The organism is Flavobacterium sp. (assembly GCF_044339515.1).
In the GTDB taxonomy this organism is placed as follows: Bacteria; Bacteroidota; Bacteroidia; order Flavobacteriales; family Flavobacteriaceae; genus Flavobacterium.
In genome coordinates, this window is sequence record NZ_JBIIVK010000023.1 from 22324 (window position 1) to 34724 (window position 12401).

The following is a 12401-nucleotide window of genomic DNA, read 5'->3' on the forward strand; positions in this document are numbered from 1 at the left end:
TTGATATTAAATTCTCTTTACTATGATAACATATCTCAAAATTAACGGATTTAAGTCCTTTCACAATTTTGAAATGGAATTCACTCCTTTTACAGTCATTGCGGGAGCAAATGCTTCAGGTAAAAGCAATTTGTTTGATGCATTGACTCTGCTGTCACGTCTTGCAGATACTGATAATTTAAAGAGAGCATTTAGTGAGCAAAGAGGAGAATTTATTGAATTGTTCACTCAATACGGAGATGATAATTATGCCACTGAAATGCAATTTGTAATTGAGATGTTAGTTAATAAAAATGTTAAAGATGCCTGGGGAAATGAAGCTACGTTAAAATATACAAGATTGAGATATGAACTTTCAATTAAGAGAATAACAAATCAATCTGGAATTCAAGATTTAGCAGTTTCAAAGGAAAATCTTTTCAAGTTAAATCATCAAGAAGATAAATGGGTTACGACAATTCTTCCAAAAAAATCCTTAGAGTTTTGGAGACCAAAAGTAGGGACTGGTAAAAGAGGGATTCCGTATATTGAAAGCGTTAATGAAAGTGGATTAGATATTATTCAAGTGCCACAGGATGGGACGACTGGTAATAAAAGAAGATTTCCATTAAGCAATGCAACTAGGACGGTTTTAAGTAGTTTTGATACTGTAGATTTTCCACACGTTTTAGCTGCCAAAGAAGAAATGAAGAGTTGGAAATTTTTGCAATTAAATCCCGAAGATTTAAGGCAAGCGACAAGTAAAAATAATGGAGAAGATACAATTTCTGTAAGTGGGAAAAATCTAGCTGCCGCATTATTTAGAATCAAGCAAACAGATAAATATTCTTTAAAAGAAATATCAAGAAAACTAAATAGTTTCCTTCCAAATTTTGTTGATGTAGATGTAATTGATGATAATGAAAATAAACAATATTTAATCAAACTTAAAGACGTTGATAAAAAAGAATTCTCTTCAAGGGTTTTGTCAGAAGGAACTTTAAGAGTTTTGGCATTGTGCATATTAGAATATGATGAAAAACATACAGGATTACTTTGCTTTGAAGAACCTGAAAATGGTATTCATCCTTTTAGAATAAAAGCCATGGCTGAACTATTAAAAGATTTAACAGTCGATTTTAATGAAATTGATATTCCTTTACGACAAGTTATAGTTAATACTCACTCTCCGGTTTTAGTAGGGAATATGGATACTTGGAAGAATGATACCAATGTTAGTATTTGGTATGCTCAAATGAGAAATTCGATTATTGATTTACATAGTAATCGTATTAAGCTTAATTCAACAAAAATAAGTCCCGTTATCAAGGATAATTCTATTCAACAATTAAGTTTAATTTTTTCTGAGCAGGATAGAAAATTAACATTGTCTTTAGTGAATGATTATTTAAAAACCGCTCAATTTGAAGAACAATTTTTTATAAGCCATGAGTAATTTTATTTTATCAGGATTATATACAGAAGGAAATACAGATGTTAGGTTTTTGTCAAGTGTGGTTGAAAGAACACTTTTTGAAATAGCTTATTATTGTACCGGAGATATAGAAACAAAACTTGAAATTTTGGAGTTTAGTAAAACAGGATTAAGTTTTAATGACCAAGTTTTAGAAGCTTCAAAATTAGGTCACGAAAAATACGGTATTTTACTTTTATTTATTCACACAGATTCTGATGATGAAAATGATATTCAAGTATTTCAATCAAAGATATCTCCCGCTTTAGATTTGTTGTCTCAACAAAACAAAGATAAGTATTGCAAAAATTTAGTTGCTATTGTTCCAATACAAATGACCGAATCTTGGATGATAGCTGATAGAGAATTATTAAAAGATGAAATTGGTATAAACAAAACAGATGCAGAACTTGGAATTCATCTTAATCCTGAATCAATTAAGAATCCTAAATTTCTAATTGAAGATATAATTAGATTATCTAAAGAAGATTTAACTAAGAGAAGAAGAAATAAAGGCTTAGAGATTTCAGATTTATATCAAATCATAGGTCAGAAAATTGAATTATCACAATTAGATAATATTCCATCATATGTTAAGTTTAAAAATTCTTTAATTTCAAAACTGATGGAGTTGAACTTCTACCATAAAAAATGAAAGCCGTCATCCAAAGAGTTTCGCAATCATCTGTAACCATTGAAGGAGAAATTGTCGCCTCCATCCAAAAGGGATTATTGATTTTGGTTGGAATTGAAGAAGCAGATACAAAAGAAGATATCGAATGGCTTTCCTCAAAAATTGTAAACCTTCGCATCTTTAGTGATGAAAATGAGGTCATGAATTTATCTGTAAAAGATGTTAATGGTGATGCAATAATTGTTAGTCAATTTACTCTTCATGCTTCGACCAAAAAAGGCAATCGCCCTTCTTATATCAAAGCGGCAAAACCCGAAATTGCGATTCCACTTTACAATCAATTTATTCAGCAAATTGAAAAAGACTTAGCAAAAAAAGTACAAACCGGGCAGTTTGGTGCAGACATGAAAGTCTCACTTTTAAACGACGGACCGGTTACTATTCTAATCGACACAAAAAATAAAGAGTAAATACTTATATTTGTGCTAATTCCTTTATAAAGGCAAAATGAAGTACAACAAAATTCGAGAAGAAGAACTAAAAAATAAAGTAGGAGCCGATTGGTTTAGACAATTTGACACTACTGAAATTATTGGAAATATTGATTTTACTGTTTTTCCATATCAAGATAATTTATTCGGACGCACTCCTTTACTTTGGGCAGAAGCCAAAACAGGTAATTTTGATGTAGCAACCATGTTTGTTCAACTCATTTTAACGATTGGAAAAGCAAGAACCTTTGACAAAACTATACCGCCCGCTTTTTTAGGAGCTTTTGATTTTAAAAAAATAGCGTTTGTGCCTTATATTAATGTGCAAGATATTTTTTATATTAATGATTTCAATTGGAATGTTACACCGAGTAATCATGAAACCAAAGAATTTCAATTGATTAAACAGCGTATTGAGGCTACACTCAAAAAAAACACGTATGTTTATGATTTTGAAAAAGACGAAAAAGAACTGCTTGCTTTTATAAAAAATAATGTTGCAAAAGCTACAACAGCGAACAAACTAAAAATCGATAAAAATAATTTTATTCCTATTTATTTACGTTGGTTGGAAACAATAAAACCGATTATCGACGTGAATTGGGACGAACTCAAAAAAGCAAATATTTTAGACAGCGATTTCTATTTGGCCGATTTGTTTGTTGACGATAAAGACACACAAAACATTGAAGACGATCTATCTATTCGGGATAGTTTATTTGTCGTTTTTCAAAATGAAGGGTATAAAATTGCCAAGGAAAACCTAAAGCAAATGTTTGATGCGGTCATTCAATTAAAAAACAAAGATACGTATCTTCATTTTTGGAAACGCTACAAACGACCGCCACTTAAAGAATTTCAAGATTACATCATAGAACGCCGTGATTTATTGGTACCACAAGATATTCGTGAGCGTAAAGGAGCATTTTTTACACCACGTATTTGGGTTGAACTTTCTCAAAAATACCTTACCGATTATTTAGGTGAAAACTGGCAAGACGATTATTATATTTGGGATTGTGCCGCCGGAACAGGAAACTTATTAGCCGGATTAACCAACAAATACAACATTTATGCCAGCACACTCGACCAAGCAGATGTTAACGTAATGCACGAACGCATTGACCATGGTGCCAATTTGCTTAAAAATAATGTGTTTCAGTTTGATTTTTTGAATGATGATTTTGCCAAGCTACCACAACCTTTGCAAGATATTATTAATGATGAAGAAAAGCGAAAAAAGTTAGTGGTGTATATCAATCCGCCTTATGCGGAGGCAACTTCAACAAAAACAATAAGTAACAATACTTCTTCGCACAAAGAAAATGTAGGCTCTTCGAAAACCAAACTTAAATACGAAAAAGTATTAAACCAAGCATCGAAGGAATTATATGTACAATTTCTTTATAGAATTTACATTGAAATACCATGTTGTATTATAGCAAATTTTTCAAAGGTTAAAACCTTACAAGGTAACCATTATAAAGAATTTAGAAATTTATTTTTAGCCAATTTAGAAAAACTATTTATTGTGCCTGCAGATACATTTGATAATGTTAAAGGTAAATTTCCGATAGGTTTCTTTATATGGAATAGTAATGAAAAGAAATTATTTGAAGATATATATGCAGACGTTTATAACAAAGATGGTTATTATGTAGATTCTAAATATTTATTTGTACCTGAAGTTAGAAATATTAAAGATTGGTTGAGAAAATATAGTGATAAAAATAATACTGTTGGATGGTTAGTGAGAGGAAGTGCTGATATGCAAAACAATAATGTTGTATTTATCACCTTAAAACCTTCTGAAAGTGTAATCAAAGCATCTAATGCTAGTCAGATATCTGCAAATAATTTAATTGTTAATTGCATATTTTATACAGTAAGAAAAGTTATTGAACAAACGTGGATTAATGATAGGGACCAATATTTATATCCTAATGAAAATTGGCAAACCGATACTGAGTTTCAAAATGATTGTTTAGCATTTACATTATTTAGCAATAATATACAAAGTGAATACGGCACCAACCATTGGATTCCGTTTACCGAACAAGAAGTTAATGCACAAGCCAAGTTTGCCAGCAATTTCATGACTGATTTTATAAAAGGTAAAATCAAAAAAGAAAGCGGGTCAAATACACTTTTTGAACAATCCACAACAACAGAAAATAAACCACTTGTTTTTTCAGAAGAAGCCATCTCCGTTTTTGATGCCGGTCGAGAGCTTTGGAAATATTATCATTCCCAACCCAATGTAAATGTGGATGCCAGTTTATATGACATCCGCGAATATTTTCAAGGCAGAAATGACAAAGGTAGAATGAACAGTAAAAGTGATGATGCTATTTACACTAAATTAATTGCTGAACTAAGAAACAAATTAGCTGTTTTAGCTGATAAAATAAAACCTAAAGTGTACGAATACGAATTTTTGAAAGAGTAAAAACGTTTACAAAAAACAGTGTTTTCTTATTCATGAAACAGTAACATACACAAAAAACATCACTTTCTTGTACATAAAAAAATAACGTGCATAAAAAACACGACTTTCTTGTGCATGAAAAAACAATGTGTATAATTTTCTTTATTTTTTATACATGACATAAATAACGTGCACAAAAAACATCATTTTCTTGTGCATGAAATAAGAATGAACACAAAAAAACACCTAAATTTGTGTATAACTAATAGAACATTATGGATAACTTTGAAGTTACAGCATTGCCGCCAAGTATCAATTTAGAAAGTATAGCTATATTAAAGGCATTGGTAACAGCAACTAGAGCATTAGGCGAACTGCGTGGTGAAATAAAAAAAATACCTAATTCTCAAATTCTAATAGATACTATTGCTTTGCAAGAAGCGAAAGATAGTAACGAGGTAGAAAATATTGTAACTACAGATGATGAGTTGTATCAAGCAGCAATTGAAGATGAAAACATTTCACAAGCAGCAAAAGAAGCTCAGAGTTATGCAAAAGCTTTAAAAACAGGTTTTTCAATAATAAAAGAAAAAGGTATTTTAACCATTAATGATATAAAGAAAATACAAGAAATAGTTTCTCCAAATCATCCTGTTCGAAAAGTTCCCGGAACGGTTTTAAAAAATCCAAAAACAAAAGAAATTGTTTATACACCTCCACAAAATCATTTAGAAATCATAAAACTTTTAGAAAATTTAGAAGTTTACATCAATGATGCATCATTTCATGAAATAGATGGATTAATTAAAATGCCAATCATTCATTATCAATTTGAAAGTATTCATCCGTTTTATGATGGAAATGGTCGGACAGGTAGAATTTTAAATATGTTGTATTTAGTACAGCAGCAATTGTTAGATATTCCTGTTTTGTATTTGAGTAGTTATATCATTAAAAACAAATCAGATTATTACAGATTATTGCAAGAAGTAAGAACAGAAAATAAATGGGAAGAATGGATTATTTGGATGTTAAAAGGGGTTGAGGGAACATCAAAAGACACAATTAAAGTGGTTAATAACATAAAATTATTAATGGATGATTACAAACAAAAAATACGAGCTAATCATAAATTTTATAGTCATGATTTAATAAATACTATTTTTAAATACCCTTATACAAAAATTGATTTTATTGAAAAAGAGCTCGGTGTACACAGAAATACAGCCGCAAGTTATCTTAATGCATTAGTTGATGATGAAAATCAGTTTTTAAAGAAAATAAAGATTGGTAAGAGCAATTATTTTATTAATGATAGATTGCTTCAAATATTAAAAAACAGATAAATGAACCTAAAAAACGCCCAACTTGAAGTAGACAACTGGATCAAAAACCACGGTGTTCGCTATTTTAACGAATTAACCAATATGGCTCAACTTACCGAAGAAGTAGGTGAAGTAGCCCGAATTATTGCCCGTCGTTACGGCGAACAATCCGAAAAAGAAAGCGATAAAAACAAAGACCTTGGCGAAGAATTAGCCGATGTGGTTTTTGTAGTACTTTGTCTCGCCAACCAAACCGGTGTTAATTTACAAGCCGCTTTTGATAAAAAAATGGACTTGAAAACCAAACGCGACCACGACCGTCATCACAATAACGAGAAATTGAAATAGATTGAAAAAGAAAGTCATTCATTTCATAACCGCTTTGATTATCTACGGACTCATTGGTTGGTTAATGACCTATTTTTTGGAAGATGAAAATCATAATCCTTGGTTTTTTATTCTTTTTTGGGCAGTTTCCATGGCTTTAGCCGAATTGTTTATCTTTGAAAAAATAAGAAACAGAAAAAAGAAGTGAACTGGATTCTCCTTATCATCGCCGGATTATTTGAAGTAGCCTTTGCAACTTGTCTCGGCAAAGCCAAAGAAACTACCGGAATAACCATGTGGTCATGGTATGTCGGATTTTTATTTTGCTTATCCATAAGCATGCTTTTATTGGTCAAAGTAACCAAAGAATTACCCATCGGAACCGCGTATGCCGTTTGGACCGGAATTGGAGCAGTAGGTAGCGTACTTTTTGGTATCTTTGTATTCAAAGAACCTGCCACTTTTTGGCGAGTATTTTTTATCAGCACCCTAATCATTTCCATCATTGGACTAAAAGTTGTCACTAAATAATGAATGTAAACTTAAAATATAACTCCCAACTCCCAACTCCCAACTTCCAACTTTCCATCACCGGTTCCAAATCCGAAACCAACCGATTGTTGTTGTTACAAGCATTATATCCCAATTTAGTTCTAGAAAATTCCTCTAATTCCGATGATAGCGAAGTGATGCTAAAAGTTTTAAAAGACTTCCATCTTCCATCTTCCATCTTCCATCTTTTCGACATCCACCACGCCGGCACCGCCATGCGTTTCCTCACCGCTTATTTCGCCATTCAAGAAGGAAAAGAAGTCGTTTTAACCGGTTCAACTAGAATGAAAGAAAGACCCATCAAAATTCTGGTTAAAGCTCTTCAACAACTAGGTGCCGAAATCAGTTACGAAGAAAATGAAGGTTTTCCACCCATTCGTATCAAAGGCAAAAAAATTACCCAAAACAAAGTTGCTCTTTCGGCAAATGTGAGTAGCCAATATATTTCAGCTTTATTATTAATTGCTCCCAAACTCGAAAACGGATTAGAATTAACTTTAGAAGGAGAAATTACATCAATTCCATATATCAAAATGACATTGGCTTTGCTGAATGAAATTGGAGTAGAAACCTCATTTATCGAAAATATAATCAAAGTTAACCCACTCCCCACTCCCCACTCCCTACTCCTAACGATCGAGTCGGATTGGAGTTCCGCTTCCTACTGGTACTCCATCATCGCATTATCTCAAATAGGAACTCAAGTTACTCTTTCAAGCTATAAAAAAAACAGTTTGCAAGGTGATGCCGCTCTTATTGAAATCTACAAAATTTTTTGCGTAGAAACAGTTTTCAATGATGATAATTCCATGACAATATCAAAAATCAATTGCAATATCAAAAATCAAAAATCGTTACTATTCAATCTTCAATCTTCGCCCGACATCGCCCAAACCATCGCCATAACATGTTTCGGTCTAGGAATAAGTTGCCACTTAACCGGCTTACATACCTTGAAAATCAAAGAGACGGATAGATTAGAAGCCTTGAAAAATGAACTTTCGAAATTTGGAGCCAATATATCAGTCACAAAGGATTCATTAACTCTCGACACTCGCTCCCCTCTCCTTTGGAGAGGGGTTGGGGGTGAGGTTTCCATTAGCACCTACCAAGATCACCGTATGGCCATGGCTTTTGCACCACTTGCCATAAAAATTCCTATCATTATTCAAGAAGCAGAAGTAGTCTCCAAATCATATCCCTCTTTCTGGGAAGATCTTGAAAAATTCGGATTTGATATTTCAGAATAAAACCATTTTGTATGTTAGATTTAACTCAGGACCTTAGTGCCTGAGCACCTTAGCACCCTTCAAAAAAAATAAATCCCAAAACACTTGACAACGCCTATCTCACAATCGTATATTTGCAACCTGAAAATTAGAAGTAGTGAAAACTATTCACTAATTACTAATCACTAATTACTTTATATGAAATTATCTCATTTTCAATTCAATCTTCCAACCGAATTATTGGCTGAATACCCTGCAGAAAACCGTGACGAATCGCGTTTAATGGTTATTGACAGAGCAAAAAAAACGATAGAACATAAATTATTCAAAGACATTATCAACTATTTTGATGATGGCGATGTGATGATTATGAACAATACTAAAGTTTTTCCTGCCCGTTTGTATGGGAATAAAGAAAAAACCGGAGCCAGAATCGAAGTGTTTTTATTGCGTGAACTCAATGCAGAACAACGTCTTTGGGATGTTTTAGTCGACCCTGCCAGAAAAATCCGTATCGGAAACAAATTGTATTTTGGAGATGATGATTCATTAGTGGCTGAGGTAATTGATAATACAACTTCACGTGGTAGAACTCTACGCTTTTTATATGATGGTTCATATGACGAATTCAGAAATAAATTAACAGAGTTGGGGGAAACACCAATCCCAAAATACATTAATAGAGAAGTAACTCCGGAAGATGAGGAGCGTTACCAAACCATTTATGCCAAAGTAGAAGGAGCCGTAGCGGCACCAACAGCTGGTTTACACTTTTCAAAGCACCTAATGAAACGCCTTGAAATTAAAGGAGTTGACTTTGCAGAAGTAACCTTGCATGTAGGTCTTGGTACCTTCAACCCCGTGGAAGTAGAAGATTTATCCAAACACAAAATGGATTCCGAAGAGTTGATTATCACACAAAAAGCATGCGATATCGTAAATAACGCTATTGTCAATAAAAAACGCGTTTGCTGTATCGGAACAACCTCTATGCGAGCCATCGAATCTTCCGTTTCATCCGCCAGAACGTTGAATCCGTTTGAAGGATGGACCAATAAATTCATCTATCCGCCTTACGATTTCAGCATTGCCAATTGTATGGTAACCAATTTTCACACGCCAAAATCGACCCTTTTAATGATGATTTCAGCATTCTGCGGTCATGATTTAATGAAAAAAGCTTATGAAGAAGCAATCAAAGAAAAATACAGATTCTATTCGTATGGCGATGCCATGCTAATTCTATAAAAAATAAATCCCAATCATTACGGTTGGGATTTTTTTTGGCGTGACCACAAGGGTCGGGCTTTCGCCACTCGCTTTTTTGTTCCATCCCGCTGGGCTGAAACAAAAAGAGCTCAAACAATGGCTCTATCCCTCACGCAATCTGTGCAACTCAAAGTTTCCATTTCAAACGATCAAACGAATTGGCAGCTATCCCAACAATCCAAAAAAATACTATCTTTACCACACAAACAAACAAAGGCATGAATTTTCAAAATACACGCGAATTTGCTCAACAATTAGACGCACAAGACGAACTTTTTAAGTACCGTGACGAATTTCTTTTTCCAAGCATAAATGGAAAAAACGTTATTTATTTCACCGGAAATTCACTCGGATTACAACCCAAACGCACTCAAGCTTATGTAGATGAAGTAATGAATGATTGGGCAAAATTAGCGGTAGAAGGTCATTTTTATGCTGACAAACCTTGGTGGGATTATCACGAACGTTTTGCTGTTCCCTTAGGTGGAATTATGGGAGCAAAACCCTCCGAAATCACAGTGATGAATACCTTAACTGTAAACCTTCACTTGATGATGGTTTCTTTTTATCGACCTACACCCAAAAAATATAAAATCATTTGCGAAGAAAAAGCGTTTCCTTCTGACCAATACATGTTTCAAAGTCAGGTAAAATTTCACGGATTCAATCCAAGCGATGCTATCGTTGAAATCAAACGTAGAGAAGGAGAACACAACATTCGTCATGAAGATATCATTGCCAAAATCGAAGAAGTAGGCGAGGAGTTGGCTTTAGTTTTAATTGGTGGTGTAAACTATTATACCGGACAAGTTTTTGACATCAAAGCCATCACCGAAGCCGGTCATAAAACCGGAGCATACGTGGGTTGGGATTTAGCTCATGCTGCCGGAAATATAGCACTCGAACTCCACGATTGGAACGTAGATTTTGCCTGTTGGTGTAGTTACAAATACATGAATTCCGGTCCCGGAAATGCATCAGGTTGTTTTGTTCATGAAAAACATCATAATGATAAGGAATTACCTCGTTTTGCCGGTTGGTGGGGACATAACAAAGAGCGTCGTTTCAAAATGGAACCCGATTTTGATCCCGTTCACGGAGCCGATGGTTGGCAAATCAGTAATTTACCAATCTTATCTTTAGCTCCTTACTTAGCATCCGTTGAAATGTTTGCCGAAGTGGGAATGAAAAAACTAATTCAAAAAAGAAATTTGCTTACGGCTTATTTAGAATTCATCCTCCACGAAATTGGTAAAGAAATCGACGGAAGCGAATTTGAAATCATCACACCTCAAAATCAAGATGAACGAGCTTGTCAATTATCCGTCTATCTTCACGGACAAGGTAGAAGTTTATTTGACTATTTAATGAAAAACGGTGTCATCACTGATTGGCGAGAACCCAACGTAATCCGCCTAGCTCCCGCACCATTCTACTGCTCTTTTGAAGACATGTATGAATTTGGACAAATATTAAAAGCAGGAATTAGTAAGTAAACTTAGCATCTCAGTTACTCAGTAACTCAGCACCTCAAAAAATGACAAAACAAGAAATCCTCAAAACCTTCGACCCTAGCCAACTCGGCTTAGCCGATGCAACCATTTTTGGCTTACCGTTTTCTATTGAAGACAGCGAAATTATTGTTATTCCCGTACCGTGGGAAGTAACCGTCAGCTACGGTTCAGGGGCTTCAAAAGGGCCTGAAGCCATTTTGGACGCTTCTTTTCAAGTAGATTTAAACCACCAAGAATTTCCCGAATTGTGGAAATTAGGTATCTTTTTAGATGAATCTCCTAAAAACGTAAAAAAGAATTCTAAAAAATATAAAAAGAAAGCCGCACCTATCATTGAAGCTCTTGAAAGTGGTACTGTTTTAGACCATCATCCGGGCCTACAAAAGGACCTTGATAAAATTAATTACGTTTGTTCCGATATGGTAGAAGCTGTTCGTGAAAAAACATTACATTGGTTAAATCATGGTAAAAAAGTGGTTTTATTAGGAGGCGATCACAGTACACCACTAGGCTATTACCAAGCCTTAGCTGAAAAATACGATAACTTCGGAATTCTTCATTTAGATGCTCATATGGATTTGCGAATTGCCTATGAAGGTTTCACGTATTCGCATGCTTCCATTATGTATAACGCCTTGCAAATTCCGCATATTTCAAAAATTGTGCAAGTAGGCATTCGTGATTTTTGCGAACAAGAAGTTGAGGTAGCGAAAAAAGAAAACGGTAGAGTGGTTATTCACACCGATTCCGATTTGAAAAAAGAAACGTTTGAAGGGAAAACATGGCAACAACAATGCGATGCCATTATCGCGGCATTACCGCAAAAAGTCTGCATCAGTTTTGATATTGACGGGATGTATCCTTGGTATTGTCCCAACACAGGAACTCCGGTTCCGGGCGGATTTTCATTTGAACAAGCCGCCTATTTGTTAAGTCGTTTAGCAGAAACAGACAAAGAAATCATCGGATTTGATTTAGTGGAAGTCGCTCCCGGTGAAAATGACGATTGGGACGGAAATGTGGGAGCTCGTATGTTATTTCACATGTGCGGCGTTTTGGCCAAAAACAATAAAATGAATGTAGGAGAGAAAATAAACTTTCCAAGAAAATAATATCTTCTAATTTTAACCATTAAGCAGTTAAGAATTTAAGTTTCAAAACTTAATAAGTCTTAATTTC

At 34.2% G+C, this 12401-nt stretch carries 12 protein-coding genes; all 12 read left to right on the forward strand.

Features of this window, described 5'->3' with window-relative positions:
• Positions 1-22: 22 nt before the first annotated feature.
• The 12 genes from ACIQ0M_RS08050 (at position 23) to ACIQ0M_RS08105 (ending at position 12334) form a co-directional block, all read left to right on the forward strand.
• Complete coding sequence (locus ACIQ0M_RS08050) at positions 23-1435, forward strand: AAA family ATPase (protein ID WP_396151335.1); 1413 nt, start codon at positions 23-25, stop codon at positions 1433-1435.
• Entirely contained in the window at positions 1428-2108 is a 681-nt protein-coding gene (locus ACIQ0M_RS08055) for a DUF4276 family protein (protein WP_396151336.1), read from the forward strand. Before ACIQ0M_RS08050 ends, ACIQ0M_RS08055 begins: the two co-directional genes overlap by 8 nt.
• Positions 2105-2557: a D-aminoacyl-tRNA deacylase gene (gene dtd / locus ACIQ0M_RS08060; RefSeq protein ID WP_396151337.1), complete on the forward strand. Its 453-nt coding sequence runs from the start codon at positions 2105-2107 to the stop codon at positions 2555-2557. The genes ACIQ0M_RS08055 and dtd overlap by 4 nt, the downstream gene beginning before the upstream one ends.
• A gap of 37 nt (positions 2558-2594) precedes the next feature.
• Positions 2595-5027: a hypothetical protein gene (locus ACIQ0M_RS08065; protein ID WP_396151338.1), complete on the forward strand. Its 2433-nt coding sequence runs from the start codon at positions 2595-2597 to the stop codon at positions 5025-5027.
• Between the two features lie 254 nt (positions 5028-5281).
• Complete coding sequence (locus ACIQ0M_RS08070) at positions 5282-6352, forward strand: Fic family protein (RefSeq protein WP_396151339.1); 1071 nt, start codon at positions 5282-5284, stop codon at positions 6350-6352.
• Complete coding sequence (locus tag ACIQ0M_RS08075) at positions 6353-6679, forward strand: nucleotide pyrophosphohydrolase (RefSeq protein ID WP_396151340.1); 327 nt, start codon at positions 6353-6355, stop codon at positions 6677-6679.
• A 1-nt stretch (position 6680) separates the two neighbouring features.
• Positions 6681-6866, forward strand: a complete 186-nt coding sequence (locus tag ACIQ0M_RS08080) for a hypothetical protein (protein ID WP_396151341.1) — start codon at positions 6681-6683, stop codon at positions 6864-6866.
• Positions 6863-7189, forward strand: coding sequence for a DMT family transporter (locus ACIQ0M_RS08085; protein WP_396151342.1), 327 nt, complete (start codon positions 6863-6865; stop codon positions 7187-7189). The genes ACIQ0M_RS08080 and ACIQ0M_RS08085 overlap by 4 nt, the downstream gene beginning before the upstream one ends.
• Positions 7189-8460: a 3-phosphoshikimate 1-carboxyvinyltransferase gene (locus ACIQ0M_RS08090; RefSeq protein ID WP_396151343.1), complete on the forward strand. Its 1272-nt coding sequence runs from the start codon at positions 7189-7191 to the stop codon at positions 8458-8460. The genes ACIQ0M_RS08085 and ACIQ0M_RS08090 overlap by 1 nt, the downstream gene beginning before the upstream one ends.
• Positions 8461-8637: 177 nt before the next feature.
• Positions 8638-9687 (forward strand): tRNA preQ1(34) S-adenosylmethionine ribosyltransferase-isomerase QueA, encoded by a 1050-nt coding sequence (gene queA / locus ACIQ0M_RS08095; protein ID WP_396151344.1) that lies wholly within the window; start codon positions 8638-8640, stop codon positions 9685-9687.
• Positions 9688-9926: 239 nt separating this feature from the next.
• On the forward strand, positions 9927-11204 hold the full coding sequence (gene kynU / locus ACIQ0M_RS08100) for a kynureninase (protein WP_396151345.1): 1278 nt from the start codon (positions 9927-9929) through the stop codon (positions 11202-11204).
• Between the two features lie 41 nt (positions 11205-11245).
• Positions 11246-12334, forward strand: a complete 1089-nt coding sequence (locus ACIQ0M_RS08105) for an agmatinase family protein (RefSeq protein WP_396151346.1) — start codon at positions 11246-11248, stop codon at positions 12332-12334.
• Positions 12335-12401 lie beyond the last annotated feature (67 nt).